Source organism: Colwellia sp. (genome assembly GCF_013215345.1).
GTDB lineage: Bacteria > Pseudomonadota > Gammaproteobacteria > Enterobacterales > Alteromonadaceae > Colwellia.
On sequence record NZ_JABSOV010000003.1, the window covers coordinates 1 to 23,089 of the forward strand.

19 protein-coding genes are annotated in these 23,089 nt (G+C 40.5%); 11 read left to right on the forward strand and 8 right to left on the reverse strand.

From position 1 onward, the window contains the following. Window positions 1-1,146 (reverse strand): YifB family Mg chelatase-like AAA ATPase (locus HRT50_RS00660; RefSeq protein WP_291610297.1); only part of this gene is annotated, 1,146 nt, incomplete at its 3' end. A 438-nt stretch (window positions 1,147-1,584) separates the two neighbouring features. Here HRT50_RS00660 and ilvG point away from each other — a divergent pair. The 6 genes from ilvG to HRT50_RS00690 all read left to right on the forward strand — a co-directional run bounded on the left by ilvG (window position 1,585) and on the right by HRT50_RS00690 (window position 9,546). Further along, entirely contained in the window at window positions 1,585-3,249 is a 1,665-nt protein-coding gene (gene ilvG, locus HRT50_RS00665) for an acetolactate synthase 2 catalytic subunit (protein ID WP_291610299.1), read from the forward strand. A gap of 1 nt (window position 3,250) precedes the next feature. After that, the gene (gene ilvM, locus HRT50_RS00670) at window positions 3,251-3,529 is read left to right on the forward strand and encodes an acetolactate synthase 2 small subunit (RefSeq protein WP_291610301.1); all 279 of its coding nucleotides are present in this window, start codon (window positions 3,251-3,253) and stop codon (window positions 3,527-3,529) included. A 148-nt stretch (window positions 3,530-3,677) separates the two neighbouring features. After that, window positions 3,678-4,604 (forward strand): branched-chain amino acid transaminase, encoded by a 927-nt coding sequence (locus tag HRT50_RS00675; RefSeq protein ID WP_291610303.1) that lies wholly within the window; start codon window positions 3,678-3,680, stop codon window positions 4,602-4,604. 240 nt (window positions 4,605-4,844) lie between these two features. Next, window positions 4,845-6,704 carry a dihydroxy-acid dehydratase gene (ilvD, locus tag HRT50_RS00680; RefSeq protein WP_291610305.1) on the forward strand — a complete coding sequence of 620 codons (1,860 nt, stop codon included), beginning with the start codon at window positions 4,845-4,847 and terminating at the stop codon, window positions 6,702-6,704. Between the two features lie 192 nt (window positions 6,705-6,896). Then, complete coding sequence (ilvA, locus tag HRT50_RS00685) at window positions 6,897-8,477, forward strand: threonine ammonia-lyase, biosynthetic (RefSeq protein WP_291610307.1); 1,581 nt, start codon at window positions 6,897-6,899, stop codon at window positions 8,475-8,477. Between the two features lie 136 nt (window positions 8,478-8,613). Further along, the gene (locus HRT50_RS00690; RefSeq protein WP_291610309.1) at window positions 8,614-9,546 is read left to right on the forward strand and encodes an SPFH domain-containing protein; all 933 of its coding nucleotides are present in this window, start codon (window positions 8,614-8,616) and stop codon (window positions 9,544-9,546) included. A 71-nt stretch (window positions 9,547-9,617) separates the two neighbouring features. Here HRT50_RS00690 and HRT50_RS00695 read toward each other — a convergent pair whose 3' ends face one another. The 7 genes from HRT50_RS00695 to HRT50_RS00725 form a co-directional block, all read right to left on the reverse strand. Then, entirely contained in the window at window positions 9,618-10,097 is a 480-nt protein-coding gene (locus tag HRT50_RS00695; protein WP_291610311.1) for a nuclear transport factor 2 family protein, read from the reverse strand. 69 nt (window positions 10,098-10,166) lie between these two features. Then, window positions 10,167-11,045 carry a CopD family protein gene (locus HRT50_RS00700; RefSeq protein WP_291610313.1) on the reverse strand — a complete coding sequence of 293 codons (879 nt, stop codon included), beginning with the start codon at window positions 11,043-11,045 and terminating at the stop codon, window positions 10,167-10,169. Between the two features lie 11 nt (window positions 11,046-11,056). Then, window positions 11,057-11,470, reverse strand: a complete 414-nt coding sequence (locus tag HRT50_RS00705; RefSeq protein ID WP_291610314.1) for a copper resistance CopC family protein — start codon at window positions 11,468-11,470, stop codon at window positions 11,057-11,059. A 223-nt stretch (window positions 11,471-11,693) separates the two neighbouring features. Next, on the reverse strand, window positions 11,694-12,068 hold the full coding sequence (locus HRT50_RS00710; RefSeq protein WP_291610316.1) for a hypothetical protein: 375 nt from the start codon (window positions 12,066-12,068) through the stop codon (window positions 11,694-11,696). A 222-nt stretch (window positions 12,069-12,290) separates the two neighbouring features. Then, window positions 12,291-12,713 (reverse strand): hypothetical protein, encoded by a 423-nt coding sequence (locus tag HRT50_RS00715; RefSeq protein ID WP_291610318.1) that lies wholly within the window; start codon window positions 12,711-12,713, stop codon window positions 12,291-12,293. 37 nt (window positions 12,714-12,750) lie between these two features. Continuing rightward, entirely contained in the window at window positions 12,751-14,505 is a 1,755-nt protein-coding gene (locus HRT50_RS00720) for a flotillin domain-containing protein (RefSeq protein WP_291610320.1), read from the reverse strand. Window positions 14,506-14,574: 69 nt separating this feature from the next. Further along, window positions 14,575-15,216, reverse strand: a complete 642-nt coding sequence (locus HRT50_RS00725) for a YqiJ family protein (protein WP_291610322.1) — start codon at window positions 15,214-15,216, stop codon at window positions 14,575-14,577. A gap of 382 nt (window positions 15,217-15,598) precedes the next feature. On the opposite strand from HRT50_RS00725, the gene HRT50_RS00730 reads away from it, so the two are divergent. From HRT50_RS00730 to HRT50_RS00750, 5 genes are all read left to right on the forward strand, one after another. After that, complete coding sequence (locus HRT50_RS00730) at window positions 15,599-16,015, forward strand: hypothetical protein (protein ID WP_291610324.1); 417 nt, start codon at window positions 15,599-15,601, stop codon at window positions 16,013-16,015. A gap of 187 nt (window positions 16,016-16,202) precedes the next feature. Next, entirely contained in the window at window positions 16,203-16,754 is a 552-nt protein-coding gene (locus HRT50_RS00735; RefSeq protein ID WP_291610326.1) for a DUF411 domain-containing protein, read from the forward strand. Continuing rightward, on the forward strand, window positions 16,754-18,151 hold the full coding sequence (locus tag HRT50_RS00740; RefSeq protein WP_291610328.1) for a TolC family protein: 1,398 nt from the start codon (window positions 16,754-16,756) through the stop codon (window positions 18,149-18,151). The genes HRT50_RS00735 and HRT50_RS00740 overlap by 1 nt, the downstream gene beginning before the upstream one ends. Next, on the forward strand, window positions 18,151-19,869 hold the full coding sequence (locus HRT50_RS00745; RefSeq protein ID WP_291610330.1) for an efflux RND transporter periplasmic adaptor subunit: 1,719 nt from the start codon (window positions 18,151-18,153) through the stop codon (window positions 19,867-19,869). The genes HRT50_RS00740 and HRT50_RS00745 overlap by 1 nt, the downstream gene beginning before the upstream one ends. After that, complete coding sequence (locus HRT50_RS00750) at window positions 19,869-23,003, forward strand: efflux RND transporter permease subunit (protein ID WP_291610332.1); 3,135 nt, start codon at window positions 19,869-19,871, stop codon at window positions 23,001-23,003. Before HRT50_RS00745 ends, HRT50_RS00750 begins: the two co-directional genes overlap by 1 nt. Window positions 23,004-23,089 lie beyond the last annotated feature (86 nt).

A 23,089-nucleotide genomic window follows, 5' to 3' on the forward strand; every position in this document is an offset into this window, starting at 1 on the left:
TTGAATATCAATTCGGTCAAGAAACGGTCCTGATAGCCGATTCAAATATCTAAGTACTTGCTCTGGCGTACTGCGCTTATCGTTATAAAATCCGGTAGGGCTAGGGTTCATCGCGGCAATCAGTTGAAAACGCGCCGGAAAACATTGCTTGTGCAGAGCTCGGGAAATAGTGACCTCCCCCGATTCCATTGGCTCACGTAAAACGTCTAACACTTTCCGCTCAAACTCAGGCAACTCATCTAAAAACAGTACACCATTGTGCGCTAAAGAAATTTCTCCCGGTTGTGGCTGACTGCCGCCGCCGACTAAAGCCGCTGACGAAGCCGTGTGATGTGGTGCCCGAAATGGTCGAGTGAACCAAGATTTACGGCTAAGCTCTTGATGACTAATCGATTGAATAGCAGCAACTTCCAGCGCTTCTTGCTCGGTCATCGGCGGTAAAATTCCCGCTAAACGACTGGCTAACATAGTTTTCCCTGTACCCGGTGGACCGATAAATAATAAATTATGTCCACCGCTGGCAGCAATTTCTAAAGCTCGCTTTGCTAGGGGCTGGCCCATGACATCACTCATATCAAGCTCTTGCTCAGGTAACTCTTGCGCTACATCCTGTTCAGTGACTAAAGGTAAAACTTGTTGACCGGCAAAATGGGGAAATAGCTGGGTTAAGTGGCTAATGCCATGAATTTTTGCTTGCTTGACCCAACTGGCTTGCTCAATATTTTGCATGGGGATTATCAAGGTCCGCTGACTTTGGCTAGTGGCCATGGCGACAGGGATTTCACCAACAATAGCGCGTAGTTCACCCGATAGACCCAGTTCCCCGGCAAATTCATACTGGGATAAATCTACTGGCGGCAATTGTTCAGAAGCTGCAAGAATTCCCACAGCAATCGGTAAATCAAAGCGCCCGCCCTCTTTGGGCAAGTCCGCCGGCGCTAAGTTGATAGTGATTCGTTTGGCGGGAAATTCATAACCACAATTGATAATTGCGCTACGGACTCTATCTTTAGACTCTTTCACCGAGGCTTCTGGTAAACCAACAATATTGAATGCCGGTAGCCCATTGGCAAGATGAACTTCAACGGAAACAAGGGGAGATTCAAGACCTATTTTAGCTCGACTGTACACACAAGAAAGCGACATAAAAGTTCCATTTTATTGATTCCTTTTTTCCAGTGTAGTTCAGTTTTTGTTAAATGGGTTTATTACCTATTGCTGATTACTGTACAAAAAAGCTATAACAAAAAGACTTGCACAAAGGATTAGAGCTATGGTACTAATTTAATAAGCAAGCGACTCTGAACAGATAAACAACAATCAGATGACGCAAAATAAAACAAAGAAAGATATAAAATGCAAAAATTTAACTCAATTATTATTAACCTTCTCGTCGTGGTGATTATTAAATCATCTCGAGGGTTTTGTTGAGCTAAAGAAAAGCAGCCAAACAAATAACAAACCCTCGCTTCGCAAGAACCGAGGGTTTTCTTTTAGCACTTTTTTACTAAATTCTTTTCTTAGGTGTTTATTAAAGAAACTGCTGAAAATATAGAATTTAACAAGATAAAAGTTGGAATCATCATGACCGAGAGTAAAACGCTAACAGGCAGCTCATTATTATTTGAAGTGTTAAAAGACCATGGCGTACAGCACGTTTTTGGCTACCCTGGTGGCGCCATAATGCCGATTTATGACGCTTTATACGACAGTGATGTAAAACATTTTCTATGCCGACATGAGCAAGGTGCAGCATTTTCTGCTGTTGGTTATGCTCGTGCCGCTGGTACTGTTGGTGTCTGTTTCGCCACTTCAGGTCCAGGCGCAACAAACTTAATTACCGGCCTTGCCGATGCGCTTGCCGATTCAATTCCTATTGTTGCCATCACCGGACAAGTACCAACCGCGGCTATGGGTAGTGATGCCTTCCAAGAAATTGATATTTTTGGTTTATCGCTTGCCTGTACTAAACACTCTTTCCAAGTAACCGATATTAATGAACTGGAAAAAGTATTACATCAAGCCTTTGAAATTGCTTTAGAAGGTCGTCACGGTCCAGTACTTGTTGATATTCCAAAAGACGTGCAGTTAGCTGAAGTAACACAACGTCTAGACAAACTGTCTCACTTAAGAAACAAAGTTAAATTGCCTTTAGCTGATATTAGTAAAGCCCTTGATTTATTAACCCATGCTAAACAACCTATTTTGTACGTAGGTGGTGGTGTTGGCATGGCAAACGCGGTAGAAGAAGTACGTCAGTTTGCTGAAAAAACCGGTATGCCTAGTGTTTCAACATTAAAAGGTTTAGGCGCAATTAACCCGGATAATGAAAACTACCTTGGCATGTTAGGTATGCACGGTACCAAGGCTGCCAATATTGCTGTGCAGGAAAGTGATTTATTAGTCGTTGTTGGCGCTCGTTTTGATGACCGAGTGACCGGCAAACTAGACGAGTTTGCTCCTAACGCTAAAGTAATTCATTTTGATATTGATACCGCTGAAATTAATAAACGTCGTACAGCGGATGCTGCCATTTTAGGTGATTTAAAAGGGAACTTACCCTTACTAACCACTGATTTAGAAATTTCAGTTTGGCAACAAAGATTACAGCAAATGAAAACTGATTTTACTTGGCGATATGATCACCCAGGCGACAATATCTTTGCCCCTGCGGTATTAAAAACGGTTAGTGATCTTATGCCAAGTAACACTTGTGTTACTACCGATGTTGGCCAACATCAAATGTGGGCAGCACAACATATGGCTTTTAATGATCCAAGCAACTTTTTAACCAGTGCTGGCATGGGTACCATGGGTTTTGGTTTACCGGCAGCGATTGGTGCGCAAATCTCACGTCCTCACGATACTGTTATTGCCGTATCGGGTGATGGCTCAATTATGATGAATATCCAAGAATTAGCCACGATAAAACGCTACCAAATTCCAGTGAAAATTGTGCTAATTGATAACGCTAAGCTAGGCATGGTTCGCCAGTGGCAAGACCTATTTTTTGACGGTCGATTAAGCGAAACAGATTTATCAGATAACCCTGACTTTGTCATGTTATCGCGGGCGTTCGATATAAAATCACAGAAGATCACTAAAAAGAGTGAAATTAAAGCTGCCGTTGAAGAGATGTTAGATCACGACGGTCCTTACTTATTACAAGTAAAAATTGATGCCGCAGAAAATGTTTGGCCATTAGTACCGCCAAATACCGCAAACGATAAAATGATGGAGGGTGTTTAAGATGAATGCTATGACTCTAAATATGTATCAATTAGTTATTATGGCTGATGATAAGCAAGTGGTGTTAGAACGAATATTGCAAGTGACGCGTTATCGCGGTTTTCTTATCAACGCCATGAATGCTGAAGTAAATACCGGTAATAATGTTGCTACTATCACTATGACTGTCAGCAGTGAGCGCCCTATTTCTCTGCTTGTTGATCAAATAAACAAATTGATCGACATCAAGAGTGTCAAAGTAGACAATAGTGAAGTGCAAATACAGCAATATAGCGCTTAAACAACAAGCAATATAAGTACTATTAACTGTTATTATTAATAATAGTTCCCGCAAATAATAAAAATTCGCTCCTGATAACTTAAGATTACTCTGACATTAACGTCGGGGTTGGTTAGTTATCCAAGAGCAACAAAATTAGGAAAAGAAAATGGCTAAAGTAAATGCAGAATATATTTGGTTCAATGGTGAACTTATGCCGTGGCAAAACGCTACTGTTCATGTAATGAGTCATGCACTTCATTACGGTTCATCAGTTTTTGAAGGCATTCGTGCCTATGAAACACACAAAGGCACCTGTATTTTCCGTTTGGAAGAACATATCAAGCGTTTGTTTGATTCTGCCAAAATTTACCGTATGAATATTCCATACACTCAAGCAGAAGTTGTGCAAGCGTGTAAAGATGCTGTAGTGAAAAACGATTTAAAATCAGCATACCTTCGTCCATTAGCCTTTTTAGGTGATATTGGCATGGGACTTCGTCCACCAATTGATGCTAAAGCTGACCTGATGATTGCCGCGTTTAGCTGGGAAGCATACTTAGGCGCAGATGCGATTGAAAATGGTGTTGATGTAGGTGTTTCTAGCTGGAACCGTTTAGCACCAAATACTATGCCGACGGCCGCTAAAGCTGGTGGTAACTACCTGTCTTCACAGCTTATTTCAACAGAGGCTGCTCGCCATGGTTATGCTGAAGGTGTAGCACTAGATATAAATAACATGGTAAGTGAAGGCGCAGGTCAAAACTTATTTTTAGTGAAAAAAGGTGTTATTTATACCCCGCCAGGTTCAGCCTCTATTTTATCAGGCTTAACCCGTGATGCAGTATTTTACTTGGCTAAACAACTTGGCTACGAAGTACGTGAAGAATCTATTGCTCGTGAAGCGTTATACCTTGCTGACGAATTCTTTATGTGTGGTACAGCGACAGAAGTAGTGCCAGTAAAATCAGTAGACGGTTTGCCTGTAGGTGACGGTGCTCGAGGTCCTATCACTAAAGCAATTCAAGATGCTTTCTTCGGTATCTTTGATGGCACCACCACAGTACCAGAGAACTGGTTAGAACCAGTGCAATAGTTAGTAACTACTCAACTCTTTGCCAGTTGATACTGTAGCTGCATCGGAAATACTCACTTATATTCATAAGCTCCGTGTTTCCTCTTTGTTACAGTACCAACTGACTTGGAGTTAAGCAGCCACAACGTCAGCAATTAGAGAAAAAGAATCCTCCTTTTTAAAGTTCATTTAACTCAGTAATCATAAAGTTAACTTTCAAAATAAAAAATTCAAACATAATCAATAATCGGAATCAAAAAAATGCCAAAATTAAGATCTGCAACCTCGACTCAAGGCCGAAATATGGCTGGCGCTCGCGCTTTATGGCGTGCAACAGGTATGACAGATGGTGATTTTGGCAAACCAATTATTGCAGTAGTGAACTCGTTCACCCAATTTGTTCCAGGTCACGTGCATTTAAAAGACATGGGCCAACTCGTTGCTGGCGCTATTGAAAAAGCTGGCGGTGTTGCCAAAGAATTTAATACTATCGCTGTTGATGACGGTATCGCCATGGGTCATGCTGGCATGTTGTATAGCTTACCTTCACGTGACTTAATTGCTGATTCCGTTGAATATATGATCAATGCTCATTGTGCTGATGCCATGGTTTGTATTTCAAACTGTGACAAAATCACGCCAGGCATGATGATGGCAGCAATGCGCTTAAACATCCCGGTAATTTTTGTTTCCGGTGGCCCGATGGAAGCAGGTAAAACAAAGCTTAGTGACCAAATTATCAAGCTTGATTTAGTTGATGCCATGATTAAAGGTGCCGATCCAACAGTAAGTGATGAAGACAGCGATAAAATTGAACGTTCTGCCTGTCCTACCTGTGGCTCATGCTCTGGTATGTTCACGGCAAACTCAATGAACTGTCTCGCTGAAGCGTTAGGTTTAGCCTTGCCTGGCAATGGCTCTATGTTGGCAACACATGCAGATCGTGAGAAGTTATTTTTAGATGCGGGTAAAGAGATTGTTAAGCTAACAAAGCGTTATTATCATGATAATGATGAATCAGCCCTACCACGTAATATTGCCTGTAAAGAGGCTTTACACAATGCTATGTGTTTAGATATCGCTATGGGTGGTTCAACCAACACTATCTTGCATTTATTGGCAACAGCACAAGAAGCAGAAATTGATTACACCATGGAAGACATGGATAAATTATCACGCATTGTGCCGCAGTTATGTAAAGTAGCGCCATCAACGCCTGAGTATCATATGGAAGATGTGCATCGCGCTGGTGGTGTCATTTCCATATTAGGTGAACTATCGCGTGCTGGTTTATTAAAAACAGACGTTCCTAATGTATTAGGTACCACATTGGCTGATGTTATTGCTAAATATGATATTACCTTGACTGACGATGAAGACATTAAAAAATTCTATCGTGCTGGACCTGCTGGTATTCGTACTACTAAGGCCTTTAGCCAAGATTGTCGTTGGGATACTTTAGACGATGATAGAGAAAATGGCTGTATTCGTAATCTTGCCAATGCCTTTTCGTTAGAAGGTGGTTTAGCGGTACTTTCAGGTAATATCGCTCCTAATGGTTGTGTTGTTAAAACCGCAGGTGTAAGTGACGATAACCTAGTGTTTACCGGTCCTGCCCATATCTTTGAAAGCCAAGATGAAGCGGTATCAGCCATTCTTGACAAAAAAGTACTTGCCGGTGAAGTGGTGGTAATTCGTTACGAAGGCCCTAAAGGCGGACCAGGCATGCAAGAAATGCTGTATCCAACTACCTACTTAAAATCTATGGGTTTAGGTAAAGCCTGTGCCTTATTAACTGACGGTCGTTTCTCAGGTGGTACTTCCGGGTTATCAATTGGTCATGTTTCTCCTGAAGCAGCTGACGGCGGTACAATCGCCTTAGTTGAACAAGGTGATATCATTCACATTGATATTCCTACTCGCGAGATTACTTTACAAGTACCTGAGGCTGAACTTAATGCCCGTCGTACTGCGATGGAAGCTAAAGGTAAAGATGCTTGGAAACCGAAAGACAGAGTTCGTCCAATTAGCTATGCATTAAAAAACTACGCAATGTTAGCAACTAGTGCCGATAAAGGTGCTGTTCGAAACAGAGCATTACTTGATGGTTTAGTCGATTAATCACTATAAAAACTACGTACAATAATACTAAATAGCTAATAAAACCGCTCATTTTTATTCCATCATTCCCGAGTGTTCTTATCGGGAATCTAGCTTTTAGTGAATGGATGCTCGACAAGAGAATTCGAGCATGATAACTCAAGAGTTAGCGCCATAACTTCAAGTAATTAATATAATTTCTAGGTAAATCTAATGACAGAAACACTCAAGCAAACATCACCACAAACACCATTAGATTACCTACGTCGTATTCTACTCGCCCCTATTTATGATCTGGCCGTTGAAACTGAACTAACACCGTTGAATAAATTATCATCACGATTAAATAACCAAATTTATTTAAAACGTGAAGATCAGCAAGCGGTGCATTCTTTTAAGTTACGTGGCGCTTATAACAAGCTCAATAGTTTAACCGAAGCACAATGTATTCATGGGGTTATCGCTGCCTCAGCAGGAAACCATGCGCAAGGGTTAGCATTAGCTGCTAATAAGCTTGGCATAAAAGCGACTATCGTTATGCCTAAGACTACTCCTGACATCAAGGTCGATAATGTTAGACGTTTTGGTGGTGAAGTGCGATTAGTGGGTAATAGTTTTAATGAAGCACAAGCCGCTGCAGTTGAATACGCCAAAGCAGAAAGTAAGACGCTTATTCATCCTTTTGACGATGTTGAAGTCATTATTGGCCAAGGCACTGTCGCCAAAGAACTGTTACAACAATTGCCCCATGCTGATGTGGTGTTTATACCAGTTGGCGGCGGTGGTTTACTTGCCGGCATGGCCGTTTATTTAAAACAACTAAGCCCAAAGACTAGAATTATCGGCGTTGAAGCTGAAGACTCAGCCTGTTTAAAGGCGGCACTTGCCGCTGGCAAACCAGTCGATTTAGAGCAAGTCGGTTTATTCGCTGATGGTGTTGCGGTTAAGCGTATTGGTGAACATACTTTCGGTTTGATTCAAGAGTTTTGTGATGAGGTAATCACTGTATCTACTGATGAAATATGTGCGTCAATCAAAGATATATTCGAAGAAACCCGTGTTATTGCCGAACCTGCTGGTGCGCTCTCATTAGCCGGTTTACAAAAATACTGTCAGCAACAGATCACTGATAACAAGCCCGGGGGCGAATCATTAGCGGCAATACTTTCTGGCGCTAATATGAACTTTCATACCTTGCGTTATGTTTCAGAACGGTGTGAATTGGGCGAGAAAAAGGAGGCGATCTTAGCGGTAACTATTCCTGAAGAAAAAGGCAGCTTCAGACGTTTCTGCCAAACCATAGGTAACCGAGCAATCACCGAATTTAACTATCGTTATACTGGTAAACCAAGTGCTGAAATTTTTGTTGGTGTCCGTCTAGGCGGTAGCGTGCAAGAACGACAAGAGTTACTGCAAGGCTTAGTGAAAGCTAATTACCAAGTGCGTGACTTCACCGATAATGAGCTAGCTAAGCTGCATATTCGCTACATGATTGGTGGTAAAAGTGCTAATTCTGTGGCTAAAAGCAACAATGAACAGAATGATGAACGTCTATTTAGTTTTGAGTTTCCCGAGCACCCAGGAGCATTAGAGAAATTCTTAGCAGCTATGGGTGAACATTGGAATATCACCTTGTTTCATTACCGTAATCATGGCGCAGCATTCGGTCAGGTACTTGCTGGTTTTGATCTGGATAACAACCAGCAAGCTGAGTTTTTCCAACACCTTGATGCCTTGGGTTATCAATGGCAAGAAGAAACCGACAACCTAGCTTATCAAACCTTTTTGAATTAATACTATCAACTAAATTCTACCCTAAGCAAGTACAATAAAACAAAAGCCTTGACATAATATGTCAAGGCTTTATTGTTGTTAACAGTTCTGTTACACATATAACGTAGCAATGATTAATAACAATGAAGGAAAATATATGCTAAAAAATGGAATTACCAAAAGCCCAGTCGACCTTGATACTACTCAGATAACCAAACATTTTGGCAAGATTACGGTAGCGGTTGTTGCTGGTATTATATTATGGCAAGTTCCCTACACTATTGACGAAGGTCATGTAGGTATCGTTAAACGTTTCGGTGAAGCAACCACGCAAGTTAATCCCGGCTTACATACAAAAATTCCTTTTGCTGACACGGTGGAAGAGCTCGAAATTCGTACTCGTAAAAACACTGAAAACCTCAAAGCTTCAACATTCGAGCAAATGCCAGTGCAAGCAGAAGTCTCTGTTAACTGGACCGTGATTCGCGCAGAAGCATTTGAATTGTACAAGGGTTACGGTGGTTTAGATCAATTTGAAAACCGTATTTTAGATCCCCGTTTACGATCAGCAACTAAAGATGCGTTAGCGCGCTTTAAAGCAGAGCAAATTATTCAAAATCGCGGACAAGTTATTCAAAAGATCGAAGAAACACTACTTTCGGCTATGAGTGATTTCCCGGTAAAACTTGATAGTGTGCAAATTGAAAACTTAGTATTACCGCAAAAATATCTACAGAGCATCGAAACCAAACAAACTGAAAAGAATTTAGCTGCCGCAGAAAAACATCGCTTAGAGCGTCAAAAACTTGAAGCACAGCGAGAAGTGAATACCGCAGAAGCCAAACGTGATGCGGAAAAAGCTCGTGCCGATGGTAGTGCTTATGCCATTGAAATTGAAGCTATTGCACAAGCTCAGGCGATAAGAGTCAAAGGACTAGCTGAAGCTGAAGCTATACTAAAAAAAGCACAAGCTATTAAAACCAATAAAACCTTGGTTGAATACGTTAAAGCTCAGCGCTGGGATGGTAAATTACCTACAACTGTAATGGGTAGTGGCCAAGATATCTTATGGAATATGAAGGAGAAATAACCCTTTACTATAAGTAGAACAGGTATAGCGCAATGCTATTGCGCTATACCTGTTCTAACTCCAAACCTTATTTAATTAGACCAATGGATACGGACTATTTTCCACTCACCATGTTGTTTTTCTAACACTATAGTTTCCATACTTTGGTAATTCTGTTCTTTTCCCTTATATGTTCCGGTAGTTTGACTACGAGACATAGAAACAGCACTGTTACCGATAATTTTTACATTGTGCTCTAAGGTTTTATTCTTTACTGCGGCAAGATATTTCATATCTGACAACATATGATGGCTGGCGTATTCATCAGCAGAGCGCTCTACTCCACCACCTTCAAATATTTGTACCTCGTCGGCGAGTAACTGACGTGCGGTAACTTTGTCGCTTGTTTTTAGTGCATGATGAAAACGTTTAACGATCTTAGCTGGCATAGAATTAACACCAATAAACATGCTTGATTTTAGTTCTGCTTTTTTAGCATCTTCATGAGCATAACTTGTTGGTATAAGGGTCGAAAATAGTAAGGTGAAACATAGTAATTTATAATTTTTCATAAGCTTATCTCTCTTGATAAATAGTTTTTTTATTTGTTTATTAGTTTGGTTTTGATTGTAATTAAAATTTTAATAGTCAGGGCCAACAACGGTAGTCAGCCAAGTGGTTGTTAGTAAAATCAACAAGGCTAAAACCATTTCCCATTGAATAGAACGAGCCAAGGCTTGTTTACCCTGCTCACTTTTTATTAGCTGAGCTACCAAGTTAAATTTATGATGAGCTGCCATCAACAATATGCCTATCACTAAGACAAGCTTGAGTAAAAAGCTTTGTCCATAACTGGTGAAAAACAAGCCATGTATTGAGCCAATGAGTTGATATGCCACTATTAAGCCACAAACGATTAATAGTGAAACAGCATAGCTGGCATAGTAGCCAAACTGCTGCATAACCTTATGTAAAACAGGTAAAGATAAAACCCCACACGCTTTCCATAGCGGCCACAATGAGCCTAACCAGCAGAAAACCAACAGTACATGTAAATTAAGCAACAATTGGCTAATCATAGTCATCTCTGCGGTATGGCCAATAACACTGAATGAACGCGCCTGCAGTAAGATAGTTAAGATAAAAGTAACTAAAAAGAAGCGGCGACATTGCTCAGTTGCCATTAACTTAGTCACTGAAATTAACGCCAGCACAAAACCAGCTAGACGATATAATAGTGCATCACCGGCATTAGATTGCCACAGCAAGGAGTTATAAAAGGGGTCCAAGACACCTGATAGCCCTGATTCGGCAAAAGCAGCTACTTGCATAAAAAAATTCAACAATGTGCCAACTATGCCAATAAAAATCAGCAGTTGGCAGTGCTGCCGTAAATTAAATGGGGGGGCTCTTTTAATAACTAACCAATAGATGAAAACACCACCAACAGAGCCAGATATGCCAAGGTAGATCATCATTTTACTGATAATAATTGCGATGTCCCAAGGTGATATTTCCATGTTAAAAGCTCCTAATGATTATGCTTGCCATTAGATGGGTTATCTTTATGCTTTTTCATGCCCTTAGTATTAGTCTGCCCATGAACCATAAAAGAAAATTTTCCTTTCATTTTATGAGCGTCTTTTCCCATAATGGTCCAAGTAACTTGGTAGTTGCTGCTAGGTAACGTGGGTAGAGCTAAGCTATAACTAGCCGATGCTTTTGTCGAAGCTTTAAATTCAATTGGCATCAAAGCACCGCTTTTATCGGCAAGGGTAAGTTTTACTAGACGAACATCCTTAGTAAAAGCTAACTGCAATACTGTTGGGCTTGCCATTAACATAGCGCCATCTTTTGGCAATGAGGTTTTTAAACCGGCATGGGCTAATACCGATGACGAAATAGTTAATAAAGTAACGGTAAGTAATATTAAAATTTTATTCATGTGTGTTCCTGGGTGTTGTTTAACAAGGTAAACGTACTGCCATAAAAGGCATTCTTTAAAGATGTTATCGCTAATATTGGTTTAAAGAGCAGCAAAAAGCATTGCGAGAAGGCAAGTTAACAGGCATTTTTACAATAAAGTTGAATTGACTTAACAGTCAAAGTACCGGATACAAGCTAACACGCAGTAAATGCACCAAACTTTGGACACATTTATGCTCTATTTAGCTAAATATTGGTGGACGGTATAGGGAGGTTAATTGTTGGCTAAGCACTAGGCTAGCTATAGATTTTATCTTTGCAGTAGCAGTGACAACGAGCTCGGTATCAATAATATTAGTTAATACAGCTAATGTTGAGCAGCCGCCAATAAAACAGGCACAGTCATTTTCACAACAATCCATAGTAGGATTATCCACATCACTCGCCATTTGATCGCTACTGTGGACCATCATTGACATATCATGAGGTTGTGCTTGAGTATCCACTGTATTCATATTCATCATCTGATAAGGCATAAGGCTAGTAGCCATGACTTGACCGATAAAGGTCAAACACAGTAACAACACCATTAAGGCTTTAGAGATAGAAGGGAACATGCAAGCTCACGAAGAATAAGAATCGCTTTTATGTTACACAAAAAATCACACCATTCAAGAAATTTTTCTCTGCCATAAGTTACTTGAATGGTAATAAACATTAATTTATAAAAGCTAGATATCGCTAAAGCTAATTAAAACAGCAGCTAAACAGCGTCACTCATTAGCAAATTAAGTGAGTAATTAGTTATCACACAGAAAAACTTTTAGTAAAATGAACTATTACTCCGCTGGAATGGCGGCATCAATTTTCTTCAATGAACGTAAAAACATGCCTAAGCCGCCCATGGCTAGTACTAAGATGACAATCAAATCAAATGAAGTCATCGTTCTCATGCTAAAGCGAATCGAAGAAATCACACCAAAGATCAAGCCGGTAATGGAGCCTAGCGCTAATATCCAGCCAATGGGATTTTTACTGTTATAAAAAATAATCCCGACACCAAACATAAATGGGATCATCACCATACCACTGGTTATGCTGTAACTACCGCCCATGGCAGAGAAGCCATAGAGGCGCATGCCCATGCCAAAACTCGAACTGACGGTAATGGCATTTAACAATAAATAAAAACCTCCGCACATCATAAATAAGCCAATAAAAAACTGCCCTAAACCACCCGATGTACCACCTGCTCCACGCATAAAATCAACCTCTGTAATTTATATTATTTTTTAGCCATTACTCTGCTGATACCTGATGACCATTCATTTTAGTCTTTACTTGTGCAATATTGGATTGCTGAACAACTGATTTAGTATCCTCAATTAAAGAATGTTTACCCATAATCAAATCATTTAATGTACCTGATTCTTTATTCACTAATCCAAGCTCTTGCAGCATTGAATCGATCATAGGTGCATTAGCTCGATAATTTAATGCTGCTGAAGTAATTTGCTCTGCTAATCCACCGCTTCCTGCACTCTCATTTGTGCTCATTGTTGCATTCGAGTTGCCATACCCTTGCAGGATTTTAATACCATCAATATTTTCTAATGGTTTAACTGAATTCGCTATCATTTCTGGCAGTGTTTTTAAAATCGCCAACGATTTTTGTAATTCAATTTGCTCATCACGGAGTGTATTTTCTGCCTCATATAAGGCCTTTTTACCTGCGGCTTCAACGGCATATATTTTCTCATCTGCTTCAGCCTTTAATTTTTTAGCATCAGCAGTAGCTTTCGCTTCGGTAAGTACCGCTGTTGCTTTATCTTGCGCAGCTCGTTTTTCCGCATCGGCTTGAACAATGATACCTACAGCATCTCGTTCTGCTTCTTTCTTAGCATCAATCACTTCAATTTCTTTACGACGATTTGCTTCTGCTACTTCTCTAGCAGTTATTACCGCCTCTTCTTTTTCTACACGAATTTTTTCAGCGCCTGCAGCTTGTGCTCTTGCTGCTGACTCAGCTTCTGATTTTTCTGCTACAGCTATCTGTTTATCTTGCTCAGCTACTTCAATATCGCGTTGCTGTTGTATACGTGCTTGCTCTAAAATTGTACGTTTCTCAATTTCTCTAGACTCAACATCTCTGCTTTTTAATATTTCAGCTACTTCAATCGCTTGCTCTTTAGATATTTGAGCTTCTCTTTCTTCTTGCTCTTTGTATTCGCGAGTTTTCGCAATTTCAGCTTTTTGCTCGACACGTTTAAATTCTAGAACTTGTTCTTGGGCGATACGAAGTTCTTCTTCCTCTTTTTGGATTTCTAGTGATTCACGCTCTGCATCAAGGTTTCTTCGTTGGATTTTAACGCGATTCTCTTGCTCTATATCATTGGTTTCTTTGCGTTTTTCTTCGATTATCTTCGTTAATCTTGCGCGACCTTCGGCATCAAAGGCGTTATTTTCATTAAAGAAACGTAAATCAGTTTGATCAAACCCCGTTAATGAAACAGATTCTAATTCAAGACCATTTTTCTCTAAATCATTGGCGACGTTTTGTTGAACTTTTTGGACAAAATCAGCTCTTTGTTCATGCATTTCGGTCATAGTCATTTCAGCAGCAACCGTGCGCAGTACATCAACAAACTTCGATTCCATCAGTATTTTTAATTCATCAACTCGCATGGTACGGCTACCAAGTGTTTGAGCCGCCATAGAAATACCTTCACTATGAGGCGCTACGCGCAAGTAAAAATCGGCTTTTACATCAACACGCATTCTATCTTTGGTAATAAGAGAGTCTTTTTCTATTTTCTCTACTTCAATACGAAGTGTGTTCATGTTGACGGAGATCGTTTCATGTAAAACAGGTAGACAAATAGCGCCGCCATCTTTTACAACTCTTTCTCCACCCATACCAGTACGAACAAAAGCAATTTCTTTAGTCGCACGAACATATAACTTAGCAAAAATAAGCCCCATCGTGATAAAAGAGACTAGCCCTACACCGACCATAATTAAAATAAAAGTGCTATTGGCATCCAAATTTTCCATAGTAAATTTCCTTTTTATTATTTTATAAGTTGTTGTAAATGTGATTAATTAAATATTACTGATTAAAGATTATTGATTAAATTTTATCGCGAGCCAGAAAGACTCTTTTTTCTCAACGAGCACAATTTGTTGACCTTGATTAAATTCTTCATCATCGCTGTCTGGCGTAACTAAGACATAATGTTTTTGATTATAACTATCTGTTAACGACGCCTCTGCGGGACTACCTTGTTTTGCTGTGCCAATAGTTATTGTGGCAATTAGGCCATTAAAGCTATTGTTTGAAATTGCTGAGGATTCGTTTTTAGGGAGTAGGCGACTTAACGGTACACCAAGATGATGTGTGATATATAACGACAAGATGAACGACAAACTATAGGTTAAAAATTCAGATATATTAACCGTAAAACTATTTAACAGTATGTAGTTTAACGTATAACCTGTTATGCCAAAGCTGGTTAAAAATAGTACCAACCATATCAATAAAGGTAAACGGTTTAAGCATAACCAACCTAACAGGGGTGTAAGTCCTGTCATAGGTAAATCCGCATCAACGTCTATATCAAGATCAATGGGTGAGATATGGTCCAGTAAATTGAGCATACTTAACCCTATAAGCATGCCAACCCCTTCGAGTATTGCCAAAGCTAATACCGAGCATAATGCTATAGCGAAACCTACATTTATATCCGCGAGAAGAAATTCAATCATATAGTAATCCGTTACCTAAATCAGAATGCAAATTTATTAGAAGTGTACTGAAAGGTCAAGCCGTTCAAGTATTTAATACCTTCAAACTACACTTTTTGACATAATATGTCAAAGAATTCAATTTATCTAAAAGAGCAAAATACAAAGTCAGTTGTTGCCTCAGTTATTATGTTTTACCCTACTCGGCTTTAGAGGCATGTTTATGTTTTCGTCTGCTAGTTTGCCTACGTTGCTATTTTATTTAGCTTAAAATTTAATTAGTCAATTCACGCTGTTACTTAAAAATTACAATTTCCTTTACTTAATCGATTGCTCTTTTATTGATATCTTGTTTTTATTAATGCTAGAATTAAAGTTCTTATTGCCTAGTTGTGTGTTGCTTGTGCCTACTTTTATAAATAAAACAGTAATGGTGTTATTGCTTTGTTTGATCTTCATTGGTCAATCAATGGCATCTATGACCATGTTTTATTCCATGACAAGTATGCAATCTATGGCTAATAGCAAAGAGCTGTCATCTATATCAACGACCAGCTCACATCATCATATGGGCACCATGGCTAATATAAGTGCTTGTGAACAAGACGATATGACAACGGCTTGCTCAACAACTAGCACTGAAGAATGTTGTGCACAAGAGTGTGACTGCTCAATCAGTGGCTGCTCAACTATATCGGCGTTTTCAACAGGTATTAATTACTACGCTGAAATTGCTATATCGAGTAAAATAGTTTCCCCCAGTGCTTTTATTGCCAGCAATACCCTTACCTCTCTTTATCGACCTCCTATTCTGAGCTAAACACAGCCTCATTACGTCTAAATTTCGCTGCGACAAATTTAAAGGCAGAAACCTTAGTGTTTTTCCATTAAGCAGTACAAACGTTAAACGTATTTTAAATAGTTATATTTAAAAATTTAATCAATACCCTGTAGTTAAATTATTTTAACTACATATTATCGTTAAGTTATTCCCCTAGGAGGGAGTTATGTATTCATTTTCTTTTGCTATTAAAGCAGTCATAGTCACTGTGCTCTTTTTATTGCTACTTAGCGCTTGTACCGAGCAAGCAGTTTTAGTTGCTGAGCAAACAAATAGCCAAATTTCGATTGAGAAACAGCACAGCAAGACCATAAAAGCACTACCAGTGCTAGAGGTTTATAAAAGCCCAACCTGTAGTTGTTGTGAAAAATGGCTTGAGCACATTGACCAACATGGTTTTAGCTCAAAAGCCTTTAATCAAACTGATTTATCGGCTTTTAAAAGCAACAAGGGTATCGCGCCACAATATCGTTCATGTCATACCGCCGTTTCAAAAGACGGCTATGTTTTTGAAGGTCATGTGCCTGCTAAATTCATTCATCAGTTTTTAGCTAAACCACCAAAAAATGCCATTGGCTTATCGGTACCTGCCATGCCTATTGGCACCCCGGGAATGGAAGTTGGTAATAAATTTATGCCATACCAAGTCATTTTACTTAAAGCTGACGGTAGTTATGATATTTACGCCGAGCTTAATAATTATCAGGAGCAATTCTAATGCTTACAGATAAACTAATTCAGACGAAGAGAAGCTCAGTTGCCAGTGCCATAGCATTAGCTTGCCTTTTTGTATTTAGTCAAACCAGTCAAGCGGCAAACAATGAACGAATTTGGTCGTTTAATAGCGCGGTAAAAGCAGCACAAAAAAATGACCCTTGGCTAGCGGGAAATAAACATCAGCAACAAGCCGTTGAAGCATTGAGTCATGCCGCAGCCACCATGCCTGATCCAAAAATGTCCGTTGGCCTGGCCAATTTACCTACCGATGGCTTCGACTTCTCTCAAGAAGGCATGACCCAGCTTAAGGTTGGCATTACCCAGATGTTTCCACGTGGCGATACCCTAGCCATTAAAAATCAACAATTGCGCATTGAAAGTGAAGCCTATCCTTTTCAACGTGCCGATAGAGAAGCTAAAGTCGCGGTAACCGTTGGTAGTTTGTGGCTTGATGCTTATAGAGTTCAACAAAGCATTGCCCTTATTGAGCAAAATAGATCTTTGTTTGAACAATTAGCTGATGTTGCCCAAGCCAGTTATTCTTCCGCCTTAGGAAAAACACGCCAACAAGATATTGTGCGTGCGCAACTTGAGTTAACACGGCTTGACGACAGACTAGATATATTAGCGCAACAGCAAAATGCCTATTTGGGCATGATGGCGCAATGGTTATCAACCGCCTTTGTTGAAAGTAGCCAACAAGATGCAATCAGTCAATTACACAACATACAACTAGCCCAGCAGTTACCACAACTTGATTTACTCAATAATGAGCTGGTTTATAGCAAGACCTGGTTCTCTGTTGATGTATTGGCTAAACATTTTTCCAGCCACCCAGCCGTATTTGCCCTTGATAAAAAAATATCGGCTAGCAAAACAGGTATTAATTTAGCCGAACAGCAATATAAGCCAGAGTGGGGAGTTAATGCCAGTTATGGTTATCGTGATGATGATCCTATGGGCAATAGCCGCTCAGACTTCTTTTCTGTCGGTGTTACCTTCGATCTACCGCTGTTTACTGAAAACCGTCAAGATATGACAGTAAAATCTGCCATTTCAAAAACGGAAGCGGTTAAAACCGAAAAAATACTGTTATTACGTCAACTACTGGGTGCATTCTCCAGTGGTAAAGGACGTTTGTTGCGCTTAGAAGAGCGAAAAAATCTCTACAAAACGCGACTATTACCACAAGTTCATGATCAAGCTGAAGCCTCATTAACAGCTTATACCAATGATGATGGTGACTTTGCGGAGGTAGTACGTTCTCGCATTGCCGTGCTGAATGCGCAAATTGACGAGTTAGTCATTCAGGTCGCCGAGCAAAAAATCATCTTAGAATTAAATTATTTATTTGTTGGCTCGTTAAGTACCGCAAATATCATAGCTGGAGAAAAATAATGACAGCAACTAAACCCTCAACACTTAAAGCCGGCCTATTTGGCTTAATTATTGGTTCAGTATTTACCTTTGTCGCTTACTCAATATTAATGCCGACAAGTGACTTAGCTAATACAGAAAATAACGCCAGCAGTGAGTCGAAACCACTCTATTGGGTTGCCCCTATGGATGCTAATTACCGACGTGATACGCCAGGCAAGTCGCCAATGGGCATGGATTTAATTCCCTACTATGCTGATGATGGCTCAGGGCCAAATGAAGGTGTCGGCACTATTCGTATTTCAGCGAATGTCATTAATAACCTAGGTGTACGTACCGTTAATGCCGAAGTTAAAACCTTACATACACAAATAGATACCGTAGGTTATGTCACCTTTAATGAAGATACCTTAGTACATATTCACCCGAGAGTAGAAGGCTGGGTGGAAAAGCTTTATGTTAAAGCCATTGGTGATGTAGTAAAAAAAGACCAACCGCTATACGATATTTATTCTCCTGAGCTAGTTAATGCCCAAGAAGAGTTTTTACTTGCCCTAGACAGAAAAAACCGCCGTTTAATTACTGCTGCCGAAAATCGCTTAGTGGCACTGCAATTACCCATATCAGCTATTAAGAGCCTTAAAAAAATGCGCAAGGTTCAACAAAATATCACTTTTTATTCGCCACAAAATGGCGTTATTGAAAACCTAGAAATACGTGAAGGATTTTTTGTTAAACCCGGTTCAACCTTAATGTCAATTGGTGACTTGTCACAAGTTTGGGTGGTCGCTGAAGTATTTGAACGCCAAGCCAACCAAGTAGTGCAAGGTACAGCAGTAACCATGAGCTTAGATTATCTACCTGGAAAAACCTGGCAAGGCAAGATAGATTATGTATATCCCATCTTAGATGCAAAAACCCGTACGGTAAAAGTCAGGTTACGTTTTGATAATGAAAATGGCGAATTCAAGCCCAACATGTTTGCCCAAATTACTATTCATACTAACAGCGATGAAAAAGCGCTGTTAATTCCGAAGGAGGCGCTAATTCGCACCGGCAACCAAGACCGTGTGGTATTAGCATTAGGTGAAGGCAACTTTAAATCTATCGCTGTGAGCGTCGGTCGTTTTGATAGTGATAGTGTGGAAATATTATCTGGTCTGAGCGCAGGTGAAAAAGTAGTTAGCTCAGCGCAATTTTTACTCGACTCTGAATCGAGTAAAACCTCTGATTTCAAACGTATGAGCCCTGAAACTGTACCTAGCACTGTGTGGGTCGACGCCAGTATCATTAGCCTAATGGCAGATCACAAGGTGCTGACTTTAACTCATGACCCTATCCCCGCATGGGACTGGCCAGAAATGACCATGGACTTCACTGCATTAGACTCAGTCGACTTTTCTCAATTAAAAGTAGCTATGACTATCCGTGTTGAAATTGAAAGAGCCAGCGATAGCGATTACCGCATAATCAAAATTGAACAAAATGGTGAAAAACCGCTTAGTAGTGCCACGGTAAATGGCACGGTAAGATCAGTGATGCCAGCGCACCGCATGGTTACTATCGACCGTGAAGCCATAGAAAAATGGGATCGAGCCGCTGACACGGTAGATTTCATCGTGAGTGAATCAGTTGACATGTCACTCTTTACTATCAATGCGTATTTAATGTTTACCTTCGAAATTCAAAACGGTGAGTTTATTATTGTTAGCGCTATGCCAATGAAGGGAGAGATGTAATGATTGCTGCCATTATTCGCTGGTCGGTAGGCAACCGTTTCTTTATCATATTGGCCACCATGATACTCGTCGGGGTCGGTTTATATTCAGTAAAAAACACCCCTATTGATGCCCTGCCAGATTTATCTGATGTGCAGGTTATTATTAAAACTAGCTACCCAGGGCAAGCGCCGCAAGTGGTTGAAGATCAAGTAACTTACCCATTAACCACCGCCATGTTATCTGTGCCTGGCGCGGTAACCGTACGTGGCTACTCATTTTTTGGTGACTCTTACGTTTATGTTATTTTCGACGAAGATACCGATCTTTATTGGGCGCGCTCGCGAGTTTTAGAGTATTTAAGTCAAGTTGCCCCCGATTTACCTAGCGAAGCTAGACCACAACTAGGTCCTGATGCCACTGGTGTTGGCTGGGTATATCTATATGCACTGGTTGATAAAACCGGTCAACATGATCTGAGCCAACTGCGTAGTATACAAGATTGGTTTTTAAAATTTGAACTACAAACTGTCAAAGGGGTTTCCGAAGTATCCGCACTCGGCGGCATGATCAAACAATACCAAGTACAAATTAATCCCGATAAATTACGTGCTTTTGGTATTCCTTTATCGCTAATCCAAACGGCAATAAAACAAGGTAACCAAGAAATTGGCGCCTCTGTGGTGGAGATGGCTGAAGCCGAATATATGGTGCGCGCCACCGGTTATATCAAGAGTGTTGAGGATCTTGAAAATATTCCCCTTGGCGTCAATGAAAATGGTACACCGTTATTATTAAAAGATGTCGCAGAAATTGGCACAGGGCCACAAATGCGCCGCGGTATTGCCGAGCTTAATGGTGAAGGTGAAGTTGTTGGCGGTATTGTCGTTATGCGCTTTGGTGAAAATGCCCAGGAAGTTATTAAAGGTGTAAAAGCAAAGCTTGAGCAGTTGAAAAAAGGTCTACCCGATGGCGTAGAAATTATCACTGTTTATGACAGATCAACCTTGATTGAGCGCGCGGTCAAAAACCTAGCGATGAAGCTGTTAGAAGAGTTTGCTGTCGTTGCCTTAGTCTGTGTTATTTTCCTCTTTCATTTACGTTCATCGTTAGTGGTGATCATTAGTATTCCTGTTGGAATTTTAACGGCCTTTATCGTTATGCATGCCCAAGGCTTAAACGCCAACATCATGTCGCTTGGTGGTATTGCCATTGCCATTGGCGCTATGGTTGATGGCGCTATTGTCATGATAGAAAATATGCATAAACATATGGAGAAAACGCCACTAACCGATGAAAATCGTTGGCGAATTGTCACCGAGGCCGCGTGTGAGGTAGGTCCAGCACTGTTTTTTAGTTTGTTAATTATCACGGTCAGTTTTGTGCCTGTATTTACCCTTGAGGCGCAAGAAGGTCGAATGTTTTCGCCTCTGGCTTACACCAAAACTTATGCCATGGCGGCCTCAGCAGCTTTAGCCATTACTTTAGTACCGGTATTAATGGGCTACTTTATTCGCGGAAAAGTGCTCGCGGAGCATAAAAACCCGGTAAATGAATTCTTAACTTCACTATACATGCCGACGCTAAAAGCAGTATTACATAATCCTAAAACCACCTTGTCAGCTGCCCTTGTCGTGCTGCTCATAGGTTTATATCCGTTAGATAAAATAGGCAGTGAGTTTATACCGCCCCTTGATGAAGGTGACTTAATGTATATGCCCACCACCTATCCGGGTATTTCTATTGGCCAAGCAAGGCAGCTGTTACAGCAAACCGACAAGCTGATTAAAACCGTACCTGAAGTGAAAACTGTTTTTGGTAAAGTGGGTCGCGCTGAAACGGCAACCGATCCTGCGCCCTTAACCATGATAGAAACCTTTATCCAGTTAAAGCCAAAAAGTGAGTGGCGTGAAGGGGTTACCATCGAAAGTTTGAAAAAAGAATTGGATGCCTTAGTGAAACTCCCTGGGGTAACCAACGCTTGGGTTATGCCGATAAAAACGCGCATAGACATGTTAGCAACAGGTATCAAAACTCCGGTAGGTATCAAGATAGCAGGGCCGAAACTCGATGTTATTCAAGAAATAGGACAGCAGCTAGAAGTTATTTTAGCTGACGTGCCTGGTACGGCTTCAGTCTATTCTGAACGTGTCGCTGGTGGTCGCTATATCAAGGTTGATATTCAACGCGCTAAGGCAGCCCGTTATGGCTTGAATATTAGTGATATTCAGCAAGTGGTCGCTACTGCCATTGGTGGCATGAATGTTACCAAAACTGTTGAAGGTTTAGAGCGTTATCCGGTCAGTTTACGATACCCGCAAGACTACCGAAATTCGCCTGAGCAGTTGTCACTATTACCAATAGTTACCCCTAATGGTCAGCGAATTTCCCTAGGCGATGTTGCACATATCTTTATTGAAGATGGTCCGCCGGGTATCAAATCAGAAAATGCCCGCTTAAATGGCTGGGCTTTTATCGATATCGAAGGCGTCGATGTTGGTACCTATGTGGAAAACGCTCAGCTAGTGGTTGATGAACAGCTCAAACTGCCAGCAGGCTACTCAATTGCTTGGGCAGGTCAGTATGAATACATGCAACGGGCAAAAGCTAAATTAACCTACGTGGTGCCGTTAACGTTAGCCATTATCATAGTATTGCTGTATTTAAACTTCCGCAATGTTATCGAAGTAGCGATGATTTTAGGCACACTACCACTGGCTATGGTCGGTAGTATTTGGCTAATGTACTTACAAGGCTTCAATTTCTCGGTTGCAGTAGGTGTTGGTTTTATTGCCCTAGCTGGCGTGGCCGTAGAAATTGGCGTTATCATGCTGGTGTATTTAAACCAAGCCTACCACGCCTTACTGGCTGACAATGCTGCCCAAGGAAAAGCCACAACCAAGGCGGAAATATTACAAGCAGTACTGCATGGTGCAGGTTTAAGAATTAGACCTATTATGATGACCGGTGGCACAGTCATTATTGGTTTATTACCAATATTATATGGCACAGGTACAGGTTCAGAAGTAATGAGTCGTATTGCCGCGCCTATGGTTGGCGGCATGGCCAGTGCTATGTTATTAACCTTGTTAGTATTGCCTGTACTTTATTATTTATGGCGTGCCTCAAGTCTAAAAGACATTAATGCTAACTAAATAAGGCAGAGTTAATTAGCAGTAAGTGGCTCCAATGACCACTTACTGCTGTCACTTGTCTTTATCAGCAACCTTGGTAGTTAGTG

Bases quoted from the DNA above. Each gene is read 5' to 3' on its own strand.
- ilvG (WP_291610299.1), top strand. From the start codon at position 1,585: ATGACCGAGAGTAAAACGCTAACAGGCAGCTCATTATTATTTGAAGTG.
- ilvM (WP_291610301.1), top strand. From the start codon at position 3,251: ATGAATGCTATGACTCTAAATATGTATCAATTAGTTATTATGGCTGAT.
- HRT50_RS00675 (WP_291610303.1), top strand. From the start codon at position 3,678: ATGGCTAAAGTAAATGCAGAATATATTTGGTTCAATGGTGAACTTATG.
- ilvD (WP_291610305.1), top strand. From the start codon at position 4,845: ATGCCAAAATTAAGATCTGCAACCTCGACTCAAGGCCGAAATATGGCT.
- ilvA (WP_291610307.1), top strand. From the start codon at position 6,897: ATGACAGAAACACTCAAGCAAACATCACCACAAACACCATTAGATTAC.
- HRT50_RS00690 (WP_291610309.1), top strand. From the start codon at position 8,614: ATGCTAAAAAATGGAATTACCAAAAGCCCAGTCGACCTTGATACTACT.
- HRT50_RS00695 (WP_291610311.1), bottom strand. From the start codon at position 10,097: ATGAAAAATTATAAATTACTATGTTTCACCTTACTATTTTCGACCCTT.
- HRT50_RS00700 (WP_291610313.1), bottom strand. From the start codon at position 11,045: ATGGAAATATCACCTTGGGACATCGCAATTATTATCAGTAAAATGATG.
- HRT50_RS00705 (WP_291610314.1), bottom strand. From the start codon at position 11,470: ATGAATAAAATTTTAATATTACTTACCGTTACTTTATTAACTATTTCG.
- HRT50_RS00710 (WP_291610316.1), bottom strand. From the start codon at position 12,068: ATGTTCCCTTCTATCTCTAAAGCCTTAATGGTGTTGTTACTGTGTTTG.
- HRT50_RS00715 (WP_291610318.1), bottom strand. From the start codon at position 12,713: ATGCGTGGAGCAGGTGGTACATCGGGTGGTTTAGGGCAGTTTTTTATT.
- HRT50_RS00720 (WP_291610320.1), bottom strand. From the start codon at position 14,505: ATGGAAAATTTGGATGCCAATAGCACTTTTATTTTAATTATGGTCGGT.
- HRT50_RS00725 (WP_291610322.1), bottom strand. From the start codon at position 15,216: ATGATTGAATTTCTTCTCGCGGATATAAATGTAGGTTTCGCTATAGCA.
- HRT50_RS00735 (WP_291610326.1), top strand. From the start codon at position 16,203: ATGTATTCATTTTCTTTTGCTATTAAAGCAGTCATAGTCACTGTGCTC.
- HRT50_RS00740 (WP_291610328.1), top strand. From the start codon at position 16,754: ATGCTTACAGATAAACTAATTCAGACGAAGAGAAGCTCAGTTGCCAGT.
- HRT50_RS00745 (WP_291610330.1), top strand. From the start codon at position 18,151: ATGACAGCAACTAAACCCTCAACACTTAAAGCCGGCCTATTTGGCTTA.
- HRT50_RS00750 (WP_291610332.1), top strand. From the start codon at position 19,869: ATGATTGCTGCCATTATTCGCTGGTCGGTAGGCAACCGTTTCTTTATC.